Origin of the sequence: Chromobacterium amazonense, assembly GCF_001855565.1 — a bacterium.
GTDB classification, from domain to species: domain Bacteria; phylum Pseudomonadota; class Gammaproteobacteria; order Burkholderiales; family Chromobacteriaceae; genus Chromobacterium; species Chromobacterium amazonense.
Window position 1 is genome coordinate 92,455 of the sequence record NZ_MKCR01000001.1, and the last position, 16,485, is coordinate 108,939.

General features: G+C 63.4%; 17 protein-coding genes. 8 read left to right on the plus strand and 9 right to left on the minus strand.

What is annotated here, in order from left to right:
* Positions 1-21 precede the first annotated feature (21 nt).
* Positions 22-1,137: an outer membrane protein assembly factor BamC gene (gene bamC, locus BI343_RS00470; protein ID WP_071108249.1), complete on the plus strand. Its 1,116-nt coding sequence runs from the start codon at positions 22-24 to the stop codon at positions 1,135-1,137.
* A 740-nt stretch (positions 1,138-1,877) separates the two neighbouring features.
* On the opposite strand, the gene BI343_RS00475 is transcribed toward bamC, so the two are convergent.
* Positions 1,878-3,011, minus strand: a complete 1,134-nt coding sequence (locus BI343_RS00475) for a ribosomal protein uL16 3-hydroxylase (protein ID WP_071108217.1) — start codon at positions 3,009-3,011, stop codon at positions 1,878-1,880.
* A gap of 139 nt (positions 3,012-3,150) precedes the next feature.
* Here BI343_RS00475 and BI343_RS00480 point away from each other — a divergent pair, with 139 nt between their 5' ends.
* Positions 3,151-3,630: an FKBP-type peptidyl-prolyl cis-trans isomerase gene (locus BI343_RS00480; RefSeq protein WP_071108218.1), complete on the plus strand. Its 480-nt coding sequence runs from the start codon at positions 3,151-3,153 to the stop codon at positions 3,628-3,630.
* 67 nt (positions 3,631-3,697) lie between these two features.
* Here the strand turns inward: BI343_RS00480 and BI343_RS00485 are convergent, their stop codons facing one another.
* The 6 genes from BI343_RS00485 to BI343_RS00510 form a co-directional block, all read right to left on the minus strand.
* Positions 3,698-4,435 (minus strand): phosphatase PAP2 family protein, encoded by a 738-nt coding sequence (locus BI343_RS00485; RefSeq protein ID WP_244886545.1) that lies wholly within the window; start codon positions 4,433-4,435, stop codon positions 3,698-3,700.
* Positions 4,436-4,447: 12 nt separating this feature from the next.
* Positions 4,448-5,266 carry a peptide chain release factor N(5)-glutamine methyltransferase gene (gene prmC / locus BI343_RS00490; RefSeq protein WP_071108250.1) on the minus strand — a complete coding sequence of 273 codons (819 nt, stop codon included), beginning with the start codon at positions 5,264-5,266 and terminating at the stop codon, positions 4,448-4,450.
* A gap of 6 nt (positions 5,267-5,272) precedes the next feature.
* A complete protein-coding gene (gene mgtE / locus BI343_RS00495) occupies positions 5,273-6,709 on the minus strand; it encodes a magnesium transporter (protein WP_071108220.1) in 1,437 nt (478 codons plus the stop codon).
* 295 nt (positions 6,710-7,004) lie between these two features.
* Positions 7,005-7,691 (minus strand): monofunctional biosynthetic peptidoglycan transglycosylase, encoded by a 687-nt coding sequence (gene mtgA, locus BI343_RS00500; RefSeq protein WP_043620522.1) that lies wholly within the window; start codon positions 7,689-7,691, stop codon positions 7,005-7,007.
* A gap of 2 nt (positions 7,692-7,693) precedes the next feature.
* Complete coding sequence (aroE, locus tag BI343_RS00505; RefSeq protein ID WP_043620526.1) at positions 7,694-8,515, minus strand: shikimate dehydrogenase; 822 nt, start codon at positions 8,513-8,515, stop codon at positions 7,694-7,696.
* 101 nt (positions 8,516-8,616) lie between these two features.
* Positions 8,617-9,069: a rhodanese-like domain-containing protein gene (locus tag BI343_RS00510; protein WP_071108221.1), complete on the minus strand. Its 453-nt coding sequence runs from the start codon at positions 9,067-9,069 to the stop codon at positions 8,617-8,619.
* Here BI343_RS00510 and BI343_RS19495 point away from each other — a divergent pair.
* The 6 genes from BI343_RS19495 to BI343_RS00535 all read left to right on the plus strand — a co-directional run bounded on the left by BI343_RS19495 (position 9,059) and on the right by BI343_RS00535 (position 14,949).
* Positions 9,059-9,355 (plus strand): hypothetical protein, encoded by a 297-nt coding sequence (locus tag BI343_RS19495; protein WP_139165597.1) that lies wholly within the window; start codon positions 9,059-9,061, stop codon positions 9,353-9,355. The two genes, BI343_RS00510 and BI343_RS19495, sit on opposite strands and share 11 nt — an antisense overlap.
* Positions 9,356-9,440: 85 nt before the next feature.
* Positions 9,441-10,859, plus strand: a complete 1,419-nt coding sequence (glnA, locus tag BI343_RS00515) for a type I glutamate--ammonia ligase (RefSeq protein ID WP_043620533.1) — start codon at positions 9,441-9,443, stop codon at positions 10,857-10,859.
* Between the two features lie 127 nt (positions 10,860-10,986).
* The gene (locus BI343_RS00520; protein WP_043620536.1) at positions 10,987-11,448 is read left to right on the plus strand and encodes a DUF4124 domain-containing protein; all 462 of its coding nucleotides are present in this window, start codon (positions 10,987-10,989) and stop codon (positions 11,446-11,448) included.
* Between the two features lie 151 nt (positions 11,449-11,599).
* A complete protein-coding gene (gene glnL / locus BI343_RS00525) occupies positions 11,600-12,661 on the plus strand; it encodes a nitrogen regulation protein NR(II) (RefSeq protein ID WP_071108222.1) in 1,062 nt (353 codons plus the stop codon).
* Between the two features lie 34 nt (positions 12,662-12,695).
* Positions 12,696-14,108: a nitrogen regulation protein NR(I) gene (gene ntrC, locus BI343_RS00530; protein ID WP_071108223.1), complete on the plus strand. Its 1,413-nt coding sequence runs from the start codon at positions 12,696-12,698 to the stop codon at positions 14,106-14,108.
* Positions 14,109-14,196: 88 nt separating this feature from the next.
* Positions 14,197-14,949, plus strand: coding sequence for a substrate-binding periplasmic protein (locus BI343_RS00535; RefSeq protein WP_071108224.1), 753 nt, complete (start codon positions 14,197-14,199; stop codon positions 14,947-14,949).
* 3 nt (positions 14,950-14,952) lie between these two features.
* Here BI343_RS00535 and BI343_RS00540 read toward each other — a convergent pair whose 3' ends face one another.
* Together BI343_RS00540 and BI343_RS00545 are read right to left on the minus strand one after the other, a co-directional pair.
* A complete protein-coding gene (locus BI343_RS00540; RefSeq protein ID WP_071108225.1) occupies positions 14,953-15,453 on the minus strand; it encodes a VOC family protein in 501 nt (166 codons plus the stop codon).
* Between the two features lie 61 nt (positions 15,454-15,514).
* A complete protein-coding gene (locus tag BI343_RS00545; RefSeq protein WP_071108226.1) occupies positions 15,515-16,444 on the minus strand; it encodes a LysR family transcriptional regulator in 930 nt (309 codons plus the stop codon).
* Between the last annotated feature and the right edge of the window lie 41 nt (positions 16,445-16,485).

Below are 16,485 nucleotides of genomic sequence, written 5' to 3' on the forward strand. Positions count from 1 at the left end.
CCCTGCTTGATGGGAGTCCGCATGAAACGCAGCGCGTCCGTCGCGATCCTGCTGGCAACCGGCCTGTTGGCCGCGTGCAGCAGCACTCAACAACCCCTGAGCAAGAATCTGGACTACAAGTCCGATGCGCCGAAAACCACCGGCAACAGCCTGGAAGTGCCGCCGGACCTGACCGCGCCGCAAGTCCAGAACAAATACAATCTGCCGAACGGCGTGGTCTCCGCCACTGACGACGCCACCGCGCCGGCCGTATCTTCCCCGGTCGCAGTGAACCAGCTGGACAACATCAAGATGGAGCGCGCCGGCACCCAACGCTGGCTGCTGGTCGGCAACAAGAAGGCCGCCGAACTGTGGCCGGTGCTGAAAGCGTTCTGGCAGGAAAACGGCTTCGTGATCAAGACCGAAGACCCGAGCCTGGGCATCATGGAGACGGACTGGGCGGAAAACCGCGCCAAGCTTCCCAACGACGGCCTGCGCAAGCTGCTGGAAACCGTGGGCCTCGGCAGCGTCTACTCCACCGGCGAGCGCGACAAGTTCCGCATCCGCCTGGAAAACACGCCACAAGGCACCGAGGTGTACTTCTCGCACCGCGGCATGGAAGAGGTCTACGCCGACAACAGCAAGACCAACACCATCTGGCAGGCGCGCCCGGCGGATCCGAACCTGGAGGCCGAGCTGCTCGGCCGCTTCATGATCCGTCTGGGCCTGACCGAGGACAAGGCGAAAGCCCAGGTTCAGCAGACGCTGGCCAAGCCGGTCAAACCGCAAGACCCGATCATCGACGGCCAACTGCAGCTGTCCGACGGCTTCGACCGCGCCTGGCGCCGCGTCGGCCTGGCGCTGGACCGCGTCGGACTGGTCGTCACCGACCGCGACCGCTCGCAAGGCCTGTACTATGTGAAGCCGGCCAAGAGCGAAACCGACAAGGAAGAAAGCGGCGGCTTCTGGTCCAGCCTGGCCTTCTGGAAGAGCAGCGATGGCAAGACAGTCAAACCGAGCGAGCAGGAATACCGGATCAAGCTGCAGGAGCTGAGCAACGGTGCCACTTCGCTGCAAATCCAGGACAAGCAAGGCAAGCCGCTGTCCGACGAATTCGTCAAAGCCGCGCTGGGCAAATTGCAGACCGAATTGCAATAAAACAACAGCCATCGGCACAAACGCAACAGCCCGCGCAATGCGGGCTGTTTTTATGCATAGCTCATCTGATTGACCGGCTTGATGAATGACCAGCCCATTGGGCAAGCCCTCTCAAGCGCAAATCGCCAGTATGTAACGCTTTGTATTTTGCCAGCGATTCTGTGGTTTTTGCATCAAATCAGCCGATAGACAAACATGCGCCCCGGCATAAGAACGCAAAAAAACCGGCCGAAGCCGGTTTTTTTGTTGTTGCTTTCCGCGAATTACTTAGCAGCGGAAGCGGCCGGAGCGGAAGCCTCAGCAGCCGGAGCGGAAGCGGCCGGAGCGGAAGCGGCCGGAGCGGAAGCCTCAGCAGCCGGAGCGGAAGCGGCCGGAGCGGAAGCTTCGGCAGCCGGAGCGGAAGCTTCAGCCGGGGCTTCTTTCTTACCGCAAGCGGACAGGGCTACGGCCAGCAGGGCAGCAACGAGGAGCGACTGTTTCATTTTTTCTTTACCTTTGAGGATAAGTTGAACAAGACGTCAGTTATCGCACGGTCTCGACGAAAAGCCGCGCGACTGAAAATCCATCAGTGAGCAAATTGTATCACGAAAAAAATGGCTGTATAGAGGGCAAAAATCTAAAAAAACCACATAGCCGACCTAAGCCGGCCATTAGGCCGCACAGACGCAAAAACGGGCGTTTGCACGCGAAATATTCACGTTCCGAGCGTTGCCAATTCGATACAAGCCAAGAATTTGTGGTCATTCTACAACAACGTCTGATAAATGCCAGTACCCCGACAGATAACCATCGAACAGCGCGGCCAGCATTTCATCGGAATAGCTTCCCGCCGGCAGGCGACGCAGATTGCCAAAACGCCGCCAGGCATCCAGATCTGCATCCGCTGCCTCCACCTTTTCGCCATTGCAATAGACGCAGGCGTCGCAGAACAATATCTGGCTCTTGCGATCCAGCGCCAAGCCCCGCGCCGCCACCGCCAGGGCAAACTCTTCTTCATCGAGTTCATCTTCCGGCGCGTCATAGAACACATGCGCCTTAGGCTCCGTCAGGTAATGGCCGAGGAAATCGCACACCGTGTCCTTGTCCCAACGTATTTTCGACAGCAAACCGGCCACCTGTTCTATCATCTCGTCGCCGATGCGGGCCGGCTCGGCCTGCAGCTTCAGATTCGGATCGGCATACACGCCGTCCAAGCACATGCGGTCCTGCAGATACACCAGGAACTGCGTCGCCAGCTCCTGCGCCGGCGGCGCGCGGAAGCCGATCGAATACGTCATGCCCGGCTCCAACGCCACGCCGTAGTGCGCGCAATGCGGCGGCAGATACAGCATGTCGCCGTGCTCCAGCACGAATTCCTGCTCCATGCGGAAATCCTTCAGCACGCGGATAGGCGCGTCTTCGATGAAGTCGTCGTCGTGCTGCGAAGATATCTGCCAGCGCTTCTTGCCGCCCACCTGCAGCAGGAACACGTCATAGGCGTCGAAATGCGGGCCGACCGTGCCGCCGGGCGGCGCGTAGCTGATCATCAGATCGTCCAGCCTGGCATAGGGGATGAAATTGAAGCGCCAGAGGATGTCATCGATATGCGGTAGGTGATGGTTGACACCCTGCACCAGCAGCGTCCAGTCGGTTTCGCCCAGCCGGCGGAAACGAGAGGCGCGGAACGGACCGCGCTCCAGATGCCACTTTTCGTTCTTGTATTCGATCAGCCGCGATTCGGCGTCGTCGCGCTGCGCCAATTGCGACAACACGGAAAAATCAACGTGCGGCCCGACATCGGTCAAGGCGCCGCGGATCAGCAGCGGCTTCTTGTGCCAGTATTCGGCCAGAAAGTGTTCGGGCGACATGCCGCCCAGCAGGTTTACAGTATTCATCGGTTTTTTCACGGGCTTATTCACCCGTCTATGGTTTACAATACGGCCAGGCGCCCAGACGCCCTATCTTGCGGAGGAAGGAACACCCTGGTGCCCACCGCTGTCAAGTTTTTTTACCATCCTCACGGATAATCGACTCATGCAAATCGCCAAAAACACCATCGTCACGCTCCACTACGAGATGTTCGACGCCGAAAACAACCTGCTCGACAAGACCGAAGAGCCGATCAGCTACCTGCACGGCGGCTACGATGGCATTTTCCCGTTGGTGGAAGAGGCGCTGGAAGGCAAAAACGTCGGCGACGCCGTTGATGTCAAGCTGACCGCCGACGACGCTTTCGGCGATCCGGAAGAAGAGCTGATCCGCGTGGAAGACCTGGAAGTGTTCCCGGCTGACGTGGAAGTCGGCATGGTATTCGAAGCCGATGATCCGGAAACCGGCGAACTGCTGCTGTTCCGCGTCACCCACATCGCCGACGGCAAAGCCGTGGTCGACGCCAACCACCCGCTGGCCGGCATGAACATCCGCTTCGCCGCCAAGGTTGTGGAAGTGCGCGCCGCCAGCGCCGACGAAATCAGCCACGGCCACGCCCACGGCGAACACGGCCACCATCACTGATAGCCTCAGGCCAGCGATGACGCAGGCGGCCCCTCGGGTCCGCCTTTGTTTTGCCCGCAAGCCGCGCTCAGTGCCCGCGCCGGGCCAGCCGAATGAAGCCAAGCAGCGCCACCGCGCCCGCGATGGCCACTCGCAGCCAGTAATCGGCATACATCGCGCGCTGGCCCAACAACCATGCCAGGGCGCCGCTCAACAACACCAGCAGAATCATTTCGGCGGTGCGCTCGACATCCCTTGGCCACCCGCCAGGCCAGCACCGCGCCAACGCCAGCCGCATCGTTCCCCAGCCCAGCAAGGCCCCGGCCAGCAGGTCCAGCGGCCAATGCACGCCGATGGCGATGCGCGACAGCGCCACCAGCGCGGCCACGCCATAACACGCCCATCGCCCCGTTCTGCCCATGCCTTGGCAGACAAAGGCAGCCAACGCCGCCGAGGCCAGGGCGTGGCCGGACGGGAATGAGCCGTTGCCGGGCAGCCGGTCCAGCAACTCCACCGTTCCGGGCGGCAATACCAATGGCGGCCGCGGCACATTGAACCCCGCCTTCAAACCGATGGACAGGGCGATCCCGACGACGCCGGCGACAATCAGCGCCGGCAAGCGTTTGGGATCGCGCCAACTCCAGGCCAGCATCAAGGCCAGCGCGGTAGGCCAGTCGCCAAAGATGCTGAGAAAGCGCCACGCAGGGGCCGGCAGCGCATTCAACATCCCATTCAGCGCAAGAAAGCCTTGCTGATTCGCTTGCGGCCAGATCAGCATGCCGGCGCCGAGCAGAGCCAGGACGCAGGCGGGCCAGAATCGCTTCAAGCAAGACATAGCTCAGTCCGCCTTCCGTCCGATGGTGATACGGTCCTGACCGGCCAGGTCGCGGATGGTTTCCACCGCTGACAGGCCGGCGGCGGCAAACAGACCGCGCACCGCCGCGCCCTGGTCGTAGCCATGCTCCACCATCAGCCAACCGCCCGCTGCCAGCCGAGCCGGCGCGCCGGCGGCGATCTCGCGCAGGCAGGCCAGCCCGTCGGCTTCGTCGGTCAGCGCTCCGCGCGGCTCGAAACGCAGATCGCCCTCGGCCAGATGATGGTCATCACGCTCGATATACGGCGGATTGGAGACGATCAGATCGAAGCGAGCCGACGACTCCAGCGGCGCATACCAGCTGCCCAGCCGGAAATCGACGCCGGCGCGGAGCGCCTCGGCATTGCCGCGCGCCACGGCCAGCGCCTCGGCCGAGACATCCACCGCGCCGACCGTCCAGGCGGGCGCCTCCAGCGCCAGCGTCACGGCGATGACGCCGCTGCCGGTGCCCAGGTCGACCACCCGCGCCGGGGCGCTCTTGTCCACTTTTGCCAGCGCCAGTTCGATCAGATGCTCGGTTTCCGGCCGCGGAATCAGCACCGCCGGGCTCACTTTGAAATCGCGGCCGTAGAATTCGCGCGCGCCCAGCAGATACGCCATCGGCTCGCCGGCCAGACGCCTCGCGGCCAGCGCGTCGAATGCCGCCTCGGCGTCTTGCGGCAGCTCGTGCTCCGGATAGCCGATGATGGCGGCGTGGGTCAGTTCCGGCCAGGCATGCATCAGCAGCATGCGGCTCTCCAGCCTGGGCAGGGAATGGCGGCGCAGCGCCTGTTCGATAGTCAGCATCATTTACAGTAGGAATACGGTGGCAAGGCCGAGAAAAATCAGGAAACCGCCCGAATCGGTGCAGGCGGTGATCAGCACGCTGGACCCCAGCGCCGGGTCTTTGCCCAGTTTCTGCATCAAAGTCGGAATCAACACGCCCATGGTGGCGGCCAGCATCAGGTTCAGCGTCATCGCCGCCAGCATCACCAAGCCCAGCGACGCGCTGCCGTACAACAGCCAGGCGATCACGCCGATGACGGAGCCCCAGATCATGCCGTTGATGATGCTGACGCCGATCTCTTTGCGCCACAAGCGGCTGGCCTGCCCGGTCCGCATCTGGCCCATGGCCAGCGCGCGCACGATCATGGTGATGGTCTGGTTGCCAGAGTTTCCGCCTATGCCGGCGACGATGGGCATCAAGGCCGCCAAGGCCACCAGCTGGGCGATGGAATGCTCGAAGGCGCCGATCACCCGCGAGGCGAAAAAAGCCGTGCACAGATTGATCGCCAGCCAGGACCAGCGGTTCTTCACCGAGTCTATCACCGGCGCGAACAGGTCTTCCTCTTCCTTCAGGCCGGCCAGGTTCAGCACTTCGCTGTCGCCCTCCTCGCGGATCACGTCCACCATGGCATCCACGGTCAAGCGGCCCAGCAGCATGCCGCGCTCGTCCACCACCGGCGCCGTCACCAGATCATAACGCTCGAAAGCCTGGGCGGCGTCCAGCGCCGGCTCGTCCGGATGAAAACTCACCACCTCGGTAGCCATCACGTCTGCCACCTCGGACTCGGGATCGGACACCAGCAGCTTGCGGATGGCCAGCACACCCTTCAGCCGCCCGGCCTCGTCGGTGACGAAAATCTTGTCGGTCTGGTTCGGCAGCTCGTCGAAGCGCCGCAGGTAACGCAACACCACTTCGCAGCTGACATCGGCGCGGATCTTCACCAGCTCGAAATCCATCAGCGCGCCGACACGGTCTTCGCCATAGGACAACACTTCCTGCAGCTGGCCGCGCGCCTCTTCATCCAGCCGCGCCATCGCCTCATACACCACCTGGCGCGGCAGGTCCGGCGCCAGCTCGGCCAGATCGTCGGTGTCCAGCTCCGCCAGCGCGGCCACCAGCTGATCCGGGTCCATGACCTCGATCAGAGACTCTCGCACCGCGTCGGACACTTCCAGCAAAATGGCGCCGTCGCGGGCGGGGTCGGTCTGATCCCAGGCCAGCAGGCGATCTTCCAGCGGCAGCGCTTCCAGCACGTGGGCGATGTCGGCCGGATGCAGTTGCGCCAGCTTCTGCTTCAGTTCAGCGAGGTTATGCCGCGGCGCCAGGGCATCGGCCGCGTCTTCGCCATCCTGGCGCGCGGCAGCTGACTCCAGCTCGCGTTGACGCTCGATCAGGCGCTGCACCAGACCGAGGCTTTCTTGCAGACGATCGGCGGATTGTTGCTTGAAGGCAACCGTCATGCACGTCTCCTTCCGCCCAGAGGGCGCAGACGGGCTGACTATCTGAGACGGGATTTATTCGTTAGGGGTAGAGCGGGGTGGAATCGCGGGGTAACAGGGCAAGTCCATGCGGTTTCGCCGCGCCAGGGCGCGCGGCAACAAAAATAACGGTGCGGATTGTAACACGCCACAACAAATCGCTCCAAGCCGGCGGCTACGCTATCCATTGCGCCGCAATATGGCCAAAACCGGCCCCGCGTGGCAAAAGAAAACGGACGGCGGCCGCCGTCCGCCGCATGAGCGGGCCGTCCCTGCCTCACGGCAGATCGGCATAGGCCATTCTACGCTGGATGATGCGGGTCTTTTTGGCCAAGCCCGGCGCATTGCGATGATCATCGTAATAGCGCGGATTCGGCACCATGGCCGCCAGTTTGGCCGCCTGGCCGGCGGACAGCTTGGATGCGCTGGCGCGGAAATAATGACGCGAGGCCGCCTCCGCGCCGAACACGCCGTTGCCCCACTCGATCACATTCAGATAGATTTCGAAGATGCGGCGCTTGTCCATGGCCTTCTCCAGCATCACCGTGATCAGCGCTTCTTCCAGCTTGCGCCACGGCGTCTTGCCGCTGGACAGGAACAGGTTCTTGGCCAGCTGCTGGCTGATGGTGGAGCCGCCGGCGACAATCCGCCCCTTCTTCAAGTTCTTCTCGAACGCCGCCTCGATGCCGTCCCAGTCGAAACCTTCGTGGTCGACGAACTTGGCGTCCTCCGCCGCGATCAGCGCCCGCTTCAGATTGGGCGATATCCGTTCGTACGGCACCCATTTATGGCTCAGTTCGGCTTCGGGATCATCCTGTTGCAGCTTCGCCAACTGCTCGTTCATGAAGGAGCTGGCATCGGGATTATGGCTGCGCCAGTACAGGATATGGCCGAAGATCCACAGGTTATACAGCACAAAGGCGGCCACCAGGGCCGCCAGAATTTTCAGAATCCAGCGCGTCATGCTCAGGCCAACACTTCCCTGAGCATGTTGGTCACCTTGCGCGTTTCCGGCTGCACCCCGCGCCAGATGGCGAACGATTCCGCCGCCTGCTCCACCAGCATGCCCAGGCCGTCGGCCAGCATGCCGGCATTTTCGCCCTGGGCGCGTTGCAGGAACGGCGTCAGGCCGGAGCTGTACACCATGTCGTAGGCCAGCGTGCGGGCGGTGAACACGCCGCGCGGCAGCGGCGGCATTTCGTTGTTCAGGCTGGTGGACGTGGCGTTGATGATGATGTCGAAGCTGCGGCCTTGCAGCGCGTCGTAGCCGACGGCCTCCACTTTTCCATAACGGGCGAAGTGATGCGCCAGCGCTTCGGCCTTGATCACGGTGCGGTTGGCGATGGTCAAGCTGGCCGGCTTTTGCTCCAGAATCGGTTCCAGCACGCCCCGCACCGCGCCGCCGGCGCCCAGAATCAGCACGCGCTGGCCCTGGATCGGGTAATCGAGGTTTTCCACAATGTCGCGCACCAGCCCCACGCCGTCGGTGTTGTCGCCGTAGACCTTGCCGTCGCGGAACGTCAGCGTGTTCACCGCCTCGGCCGCGCGCGCGCGCTCGGTCAGCTCCTGGGCGTAGCGGTAGGCGTCGCTCTTGAACGGCAGGGTGATGTTGAGGCCCTTGCCGCCATGGGCGACAAACTCGTCTACAACGTCCTTGAATCGTCCCAGATCGGCAAACAGCTTCTCATAGGAGATATCCTGGCCAGTAGCCTGGGCGAATTCCTGGTGGATGAACGGCGACTGGCTATGGGAAATCGGGTTGCCGATAACGGCGTAACGATCGGTCATGGTCGGCTTTCCAATATTAAGTTGGCGCTGCGCGCGGCAGCGGATTCAGGCCACACTTTGCCGTTTAATGACATAAACTTCAACCCGCCCAAACCATTCGCTCAATTCTGCTCCCACGGCAGACCACGCTGCCGCCAGCCGCCCACCGAGTTGCGGTGGCCCATTTCATCCTTCTCCCCTTCAAAACCTTCCAGCACGTTGTACACCTCGCTGTAGCCATTGGCCGCAGCCAGCCTCGCCACCTCGTCAGAGCGGGCGCCGGAGCGGCACAGCACCAGCAGCACCGATTCCGGGTCCACCTGATGCGTCAGCTGGGCGAGGAAATTGGGGTTCGGCGCCATGCCGGGAAAGCTGCGCCACTCGATCTTGACCGACTGCGGCACCGTGCCGACGAACTGCCATTCGGCATGGCTGCGCACGTCCAGCAGCACCGCTTTGGGCAGCGACTGCATCAGCTCATAGGCTTCGTCCGGCAAAACGGCGCCGCTATAGGGCAGGCCCATCTGCTCCGCCCGCTCGTGGGCGGCCTGCAGTATCTGGTTCATGCGACTCATGATGTATCCCTCCGTTTGCAACATGCATGGGGTAGCGTCGCTGACAGAACACCAGAGCCTGTTTGCGCCTTTTTCCACATCGACGCGCCTTGATTCAAGCTCTATGCAGTTTTTTGCCAGCGCCTCTCATATTGGCGATTATCTGCCCGAACAACATGACTGGCAAATGGCACCAACTTGGTGCATTACAAAAATTTACGGCACCAGCATGGGTCAAATTTGTCCATTCCGGATCGCTGGCGAAGGCCATTCGCCTATGACACAATGCAGCAGCAGCGATTTTTAAGCTGGCACGCTTCCTGCTTAATGCCGGGCGTACCAATTTTCACGCACTTGCCCTTGGGTGCACGTTGCCTTTCAGGAGATAAACCATGGCAGTAGCCGACGTAGTCAAACTGATCCAAGAAAACGACGTCAAATTTGTCGATCTGCGCTTCACCGACACCCGCGGCAAGGAGCAGCACGTCTCCATCCCGGCCCATGTGCTGCTGGAAGACGCCGACGCCTGGTTCGAGCGCGGCCACGCCTTCGACGGCTCCTCCATCGCCGGCTGGAAAGGCATCCAGGCCTCCGACATGCTGCTGATGGCCGACCCGGCTACCGCCCGCATCGACCCGTTCTTCGACGAGCCGACCGTATTCATGCACTGCGACGTGATCGACCCGGCCGACGGCAAGGGCTATGACCGCGACCCGCGCTCCATCGCCAAGCGCGCCGAAGCCTACCTGAAGGCCTCCGGCATCGGCGACACCGCCTACTTCGGCCCGGAACCGGAATTCTTCATCTTCGACAGCATCACCTGGGGCGCCGACATGTCCGGCTGCTTCGTCAAGATCAAGGCCGAAGAAGCGGCCTGGGCTTCGGCGGAAGAGTTCGAAGGCGGCAATATGGGCCACCGTCCGGGCATCAAGGGCGGCTACTTCCCGGTGCCGCCGGTCGATTCCTCGCAAGACATCCGCTCCGCCATGGTATTGCTGCTGGAAGAACTGGGCATCCCGGTGGAAGTGCACCACCACGAAGTGGCCACCGCCGGCCAGAACGAAATCGGCACCAAGTTCAGCACGCTGACCCAGCGCGCCGACTGGACCCAGATCCTGAAGTACGTGGTGCACAACGTGGCCCACAGCTACGGCAAGACCGCCACCTTCATGCCCAAGCCCATCGTCGGCGACAACGGCTCCGGCATGCACGTGCACCAGTCCATCTGGAAAGACGGCCAGAACCTGTTCGCGGGCGAAGGCTACGCCGGCCTGTCCGATACCGCCCTGTACTACATCGGCGGCATCATCAAGCACGCCAAGGCGCTGAACGCCATCACCAACCCGGGCACCAACTCCTACAAGCGCCTGGTGCCGCACTACGAAGCGCCGGTGAAGCTGGCTTACTCCGCCAAGAACCGCTCCGCCTCCGTGCGCATCCCGCACGTAGCCAGCCCGAAGGCGCGCCGCATCGAAACCCGTTTCCCGGATCCGCTGGCCAACCCCTACCTGTGCTTCTCCGCCCTGCTGATGGCCGGCCTGGACGGCATCCAGAACAAGATCCACCCGGGCGACGCCGCGGACAAGAACCTGTACGACCTGCCGCCGGAAGAAGACAAGCTGATCCCGACCGTGTGCGCCTCGCTGGATGAAGCCCTGGCCGCATTGGACAAGGACCGCGAGTTCCTGACCCGCGGCGGCGTGTTCTCCAACGAATGGATCGATGCCTACATCGAGCTGAAGATGCAGGAAGTGAACCTGACCCGCATGACCACCCACCCGGTGGAATTCGCAATGTACTACTCGCTTTAAAATACGCGACGATTCGCTCAACAACGGCAGCCGACAGGCTGCCGTTTTTCATGGCGCCGCGCGCAAACCGATGACGACCGGGCGCGATTTGCTTATCATGCAGGGGCACCCATACCAGTCTCAGACGATGAAAATATTCGCTTTAAGCCTGCTGCTGGCCTGCGGCTGCGCCCAGGCCGCCACCATCTACAAATACGTCGACGCCAACGGCAACGTCACCTACACCAATGTGCCGCTGCGCGGCGCCCAACCGATCACGCTGAACCCGCTATCCACCTACCACGGCCGCAAGCCCAGCGGCGGCAATGCCGACAAAGCGCCGGCATCCGGCGGCTATCCGAATGTCGATGCCGATACCCAGAAGCAGCGCGACAGCGGGCGCAAGAAGATTCTGGAACAGGAGCTGGCCAACGAGGTCAAGGCGCTGGATGCGGCCAAGAAAGCCCTGGCCGACGGCAAGGCCGTGCGCAACGGCGACGAAACCCGCAACTACCAGAAATACCTGGACCGAGTGCAGAAGCTGCAAAACGAAGTCACCGACCGCGAGAAGAATGTCGCCGCGCTGAAGAAGGAACTGGGGCTGCCCTAGCCATTCGCACCAACATGGTGCATTCTGAGCCTCAAAATGCCGCGCCCGCGCCGCAAGGGCCGCGTTTCGACGCCTCCAAGCTGGCGCGCTTATTGCTGATCAAGGACGCGGCTTCATTCCGCGCACCTTCACTCCTGAAAAGCGAAACCTCATGCCGACACCCAGCTTCGCCGGACTGGAACTGCTAGACACGCCGGTGCTGATCTGCGACGCCGCCGGCGCGCTGCGCTTCGTCAATCCCGCCTGCGAGAACCTGCTGGCGCTGGGCAGCCGCGAACTGCTGCGCCACGGCCTGACCGGCTTGTTTCATCCCAGCCCGGCGCTGCGCCAGGCGCTGCATACCGCGCTGCGCCAGGGCGCCAGCTATATCGAGCACGACCTGGAACTGCGGCCGCAGCACAATGAGGCCATCCTGCATGTCACGCTGTCGATCACGCCGATAGACGGCGACGGCCTGCTGGCGCTGATCGAGCTGCGTCCGCTGGACCAGCAGCTGAAAATCGCCAACGAGGAAAGGCTGCTGCTGCAGCATCAGGCCAACCGCGAGCTGATCCGCAATCTGGCTCACGAGATCAAAAACCCGCTGGGCGGCATCCGCGGCGCGGCGCAATTGCTGGAACACGAACTGGCCGACCGGCCGGAGCTGAAGGAATACACCGAGGTCATCACCGAGGAAGCGCTGCGCTTGCAAACGCTGGTGGACCGCCTGCTGGCGCCGCACCGCAGCCACAGCCGCAGCCAGGTCAATATCCACGAGGTGCTGGAACGGGTGCGCAGCATCGCGCTGGCCCAGCATCCGCAAGGCCTGGCGGTGGCGCGCGACTACGACACCAGCCTGCCGCTGCTGTCCGCCGACAAGGAACAGCTGATCCAGGTGGTGCTGAACATCGTCAACAACGCGGTACAGGCCATGCGCGGCCAGGGCCGCATCGAGCTGCGCACGCGGGTGGCGCGGCAGATCACGCTGGCGCGCAAACGCCACCAGCTGGCGCTGAAATTGCAGATCGTCGACGATGGCCCCGGCATTCCCGAGGACATCCGCGATCACATCTTCTATCCGCTGGTCACCGGCCGCGCAGAAGGCACCGGCCTGGGGCTGACGCTTGCCCAGGCCTTCGTCCACCAGCACGGCGGCAGCATAGAGTTCGACTCCCGCCCCGGCCAGACCTGCTTCACCGTGATGCTGCCGTTCGGCGCCGACGCCGCCGGCTGACAACGATACCGACAAGAATACGAGGAGAAACCCCATGGCCCAACCGGTCTGGATCATCGACGACGACAAAGCGATACGCTGGGTGCTGGAAAAGGCGCTGACCCGCGCCGGCATCGGCTTTGACAGTTACGCCAGCGCCGACGACGCGCTGAACGCGCTGTACGACGCCACGCCGCGGGCCATCATTTCCGATATCCGCATGCCCGGCACCGACGGCCTGAAATTCCTGGCCAAGGTCAAGGCGGAGCATCCGCAGCTGCCGGTGATCATCATGACCGCCCACTCCGACCTGGACTCCGCGGTGTCGGCGTTCCAGGGCGGCGCCTTCGAATACCTGCCCAAACCGTTCGACATCGACCAGGCCGTGCTGCTGATCGAGCGCGCGCTGGCGGAAAGCCAGGCCCAGAGCGGCGACGCGGACAGCCCGGAGGCGCTGCCGGTGCTCTTGGGCCAGGCGCCGGCCATGCAGGATGTATTCCGCGCCATCGGCCGTCTGGCGCAATCGCACGTCACGGTGCTGATCACCGGCGAATCCGGCACCGGCAAGGAACGGGTGGCGGAGGCGCTGCACCGGCATTCAGTGCGCGCCGCCAAGCCTTTCATCGCGCTGAACACCGCCGCCATCCCCAAGGATTTGCTGGAGTCGGAACTGTTCGGCCACGAGAAAGGCGCGTTCACCGGCGCGCTGGCCACGCGGCGCGGCCGTTTCGAGGAAGCCGAAGGCGGCACGCTGTTTCTGGACGAAATCGGCGACATGCCCACCGAGCTGCAGACCCGCCTGCTGCGCGTGCTGTCCGACGGCCATTTCTACCGCGTCGGCGGCCATACGCCGATCAAGGCCAATGTGCGGGTCATCGCCGCCACCCACCAGAACCTCGAGCAACGGGTGCGCGACGGGCTGTTCCGCGAAGACCTGTACCACCGCCTCAACGTGATCCGGCTGCGCCTGCCGCCGCTGCGCGAACGGCGCGAGGACATCCCGCTCCTGGCCCGCCACTTCCTGGCCAAGAGCGCCTCGCAACTGGGCGTCGAACCCAAGCGCCTGTCCGAGGCTGCGATGGCGCTGATCCAGCGCAGCGCCTTCACCGGCAACGTGCGCGAGCTGGAAAACCTGTGCCAGTGGATATGCGTGATGGCGCCGGGCCAGACCGTGGAAATCGCCGACCTGCCGCCGGAGCTGCGCGAGCCGGCCACCCCGGCGCTGGCCGCGCGCGATGCCGCGGCATGGGAAGCGCAATTGACGGACGAGATCCGACAGCGCCTGCAGGCCGGAGAGAGCGGCATCGTCGACGAACTGACCCGCCGTTTCGAAACCGCCTGCATCCGCGCCGGCCTTGCCCATACCGGCGGCCGCAAGGTGGAGGCGGCGCAGCTGCTGGGCTGGGGCCGCAACACGCTGACGCGCAAAATCCAGGAACTCGGTCTGGAAGTCCACGATGCCGGTTGATAACTATTAATCAAACAAGCAATTACAACCGCATTATTTTCAATAAATACTGATAGAATCGAGCCAGTCCTCTAGCCCGATTTAATCGATGTTGCGCTCGTACCTCGCGCTGGCTGCGCTGTGCCCGCTCACGCTGCGCGCCGCCGCGCCCTTGCAGCTGGCGGTCAGCTCGGCCCTGACCAGTCCCTACGTCATTGAAGACCCGTCGCCGGCCAATCCCCTGCGGGGCCGCGCCATCGAACTGGCGCAGGCCGCGTTGCGAAACTGCGGCCTGCAGGGCCGCATCAGCCGTCAGCCTGGGGAACGCATTGTGCAGAACCTGCAATTGGGCCGGCTGGATGGCGCGCTGCTGTTGTCCTTCACCGATGAGCGCAGCCGACTGATCGCGTTTCCGCTGCGCGGCGGCCAACCCGATCCAGAACGACGGATGACCACCCTGAGCTATGCCTTCTACGTCCGCAACGGCAGTCCGCTGCATTGGGACGGCAGCGGGCTCTACGGCATCAACGGAACCGTAGGGGTCAACCAGGGTTGGTCGATAGGCCGCGAACTGATGGCGCGCGGCATCGACGTCGAGGAAAGCGTGGGCATAGAAGACAATTTCGCCAAGCTGCAGGCGGGCCGCACCGACGCCTACGTGCTGCACCAACTGGCAGGCGACCTCTACCTGCGCCACCATCCGGAATTGAAGATACACCGCATGTCGCCGCCGCTGCGCAGCAAACCGTATTACTGGGTATTCAGCCGCGGCTACGCCCGCGAACATGCCCGGCAAGTGGAATGCCTATGGCGGCAGATGCCGCAGCTGCGCCCGCGCTACCTGCCGGAAGGCGCGCGCTGAGCCTCAGCCAAAGCGCGCCAACTCACGCTCCCAATCCAGCCGGCCATCGGTCGGGGCCACATCGCCCCGCTGCGGCGCATCCTCCGGCACAAACCAGCACACCTCGAACAGCAAGCCGTCCGGATCATGGCCATACACGCTCTTGTGCACGCCATGGTCCTCTTCCATGCCCAGCTGACCGATCTCGGCCAAATGGTCGCGTATGCGCTTCAATTCCTGAATGGTGTCCACCTCCCAGGCCAGGTGGTACAGGCCGGCCCTGGGCTGACGCGGATCCGGCGTCTCGCCGCGCGGGCTGAACGGGCCGGAACGCTGCTGGCCCAAATTGACGCTGAACAGCGCCAGATCGTGATCATTGTCTGAATGCGCGGCCTGCGCGAACACCGCGCGGCTGGAAGCGGCGTCGCCCTTGGGGCGAAAGCCCAGCACATCGCGATAAAACGCCGCGCTGTCGGCCACATCGCTGACGTAAAGCACGGCGTGGTTCAATCGTTTGATGCCCATCTTGATGTCTCCGCAAGCAAACGCGTCAGCCTAAAGGGAAAACCGCCGCCGCGCCAGCCAATTATTTGTCATGCAATAGCGACAGGCCGGGCAAGGTAGCGAAGCTGGAATCGCGCACCGTCTGCACAAAGTCCTGCATGTATGCCCGCTCGGCGTCCGCCTCGCGCAACGCCGCGTACAGCTGGCTGTAAAGGCCATGCTCGCCCACCCGGCGCGCCACCACGTAGCCGCGCTCCAGATACGGCTGCACCGCCCAGTACGGCAGCGCCGCCACGCCGCGGCGGCTGGCCACCAGCTGAATGATGGCGATGGTCAGCTCGGCGGTGCGCCGAGCCGGATTGACGCCGGCCGGCGCCAGCACTTTGCGCAGCAGATCCAGCATCTCGTCCGCCACCGGGTAATGAATCAGCGTCTCGCCAACGAAGTCCTCCGCCTGCCACACCGCTTTCGCCGCCAATGGGTGCTCGCGCGCGGCGATGCCCACCATCTCATAGGAAAACAGCGGCAGATGAGAGATGCCCGTCTGCGGCTCCGCCTCCGACACGATGGCGAGATCGGCGCGGTCGCTGAGCAGCAGGCCGACGGGATCGGCATGAAAGCCGGACACAATGTCCAGCTCCACCGCCGGCCAATGCTGGCGAAACTGGTCCATCGCCGGCATCAGCCAGTCGAAGCAAGTGTGGCATTCCACCGCCACCCTGACTTCGCCGGCCTCTCCCTGGCGGATGCGCGCCAGATCGCGCTCTGCCGCCGCCACCTTGGCCAGCAGCTCGCGCGCCAGCAGCAATAGCCGCTCGCCGGCCGGCGTAAAGCGCAGGGGCTGGGTTTTGCGTTCGAACAACGTCAAACCGTAGGCCGCCTCCAGCTGCTTCAACTGGTGCGACAGGGCCGACTGCGTCAAATACAGCCGTTGCGCCGCCTGCGACACGCTGCCGCTTTCAGCCAGCGCCGTCAGGCTTTTCAGATGCCTTAGCTCCAGCACGCTCATCATCGATTACATTCATGTTGAACTGCAAAATAATGAGTTTGAAT

Excerpts from the sequence above, each read along its gene's own strand:
- glnL (WP_071108222.1), top strand. The coding sequence starts at position 11,600 with ATGCCGACACCCAGCTTCGCCGGACTGGAACTGCTAGACACGCCGGTG.
- BI343_RS19495 (WP_139165597.1), top strand. The coding sequence starts at position 9,059 with ATGCGACTCATGATGTATCCCTCCGTTTGCAACATGCATGGGGTAGCG.
- mtgA (WP_043620522.1), bottom strand. The coding sequence starts at position 7,691 with ATGACGCGCTGGATTCTGAAAATTCTGGCGGCCCTGGTGGCCGCCTTT.
- BI343_RS00520 (WP_043620536.1), top strand. The coding sequence starts at position 10,987 with ATGAAAATATTCGCTTTAAGCCTGCTGCTGGCCTGCGGCTGCGCCCAG.
- glnA (WP_043620533.1), top strand. The coding sequence starts at position 9,441 with ATGGCAGTAGCCGACGTAGTCAAACTGATCCAAGAAAACGACGTCAAA.
- mgtE (WP_071108220.1), bottom strand. The coding sequence starts at position 6,709 with ATGACGGTTGCCTTCAAGCAACAATCCGCCGATCGTCTGCAAGAAAGC.
- BI343_RS00545 (WP_071108226.1), bottom strand. The coding sequence starts at position 16,444 with ATGATGAGCGTGCTGGAGCTAAGGCATCTGAAAAGCCTGACGGCGCTG.
- ntrC (WP_071108223.1), top strand. The coding sequence starts at position 12,696 with ATGGCCCAACCGGTCTGGATCATCGACGACGACAAAGCGATACGCTGG.
- BI343_RS00540 (WP_071108225.1), bottom strand. The coding sequence starts at position 15,453 with ATGGGCATCAAACGATTGAACCACGCCGTGCTTTACGTCAGCGATGTG.
- aroE (WP_043620526.1), bottom strand. The coding sequence starts at position 8,515 with ATGACCGATCGTTACGCCGTTATCGGCAACCCGATTTCCCATAGCCAG.
- BI343_RS00475 (WP_071108217.1), bottom strand. The coding sequence starts at position 3,011 with ATGAATACTGTAAACCTGCTGGGCGGCATGTCGCCCGAACACTTTCTG.
- BI343_RS00480 (WP_071108218.1), top strand. The coding sequence starts at position 3,151 with ATGCAAATCGCCAAAAACACCATCGTCACGCTCCACTACGAGATGTTC.
- bamC (WP_071108249.1), top strand. The coding sequence starts at position 22 with ATGAAACGCAGCGCGTCCGTCGCGATCCTGCTGGCAACCGGCCTGTTG.
- BI343_RS00535 (WP_071108224.1), top strand. The coding sequence starts at position 14,197 with ATGTTGCGCTCGTACCTCGCGCTGGCTGCGCTGTGCCCGCTCACGCTG.
- BI343_RS00510 (WP_071108221.1), bottom strand. The coding sequence starts at position 9,069 with ATGAGTCGCATGAACCAGATACTGCAGGCCGCCCACGAGCGGGCGGAG.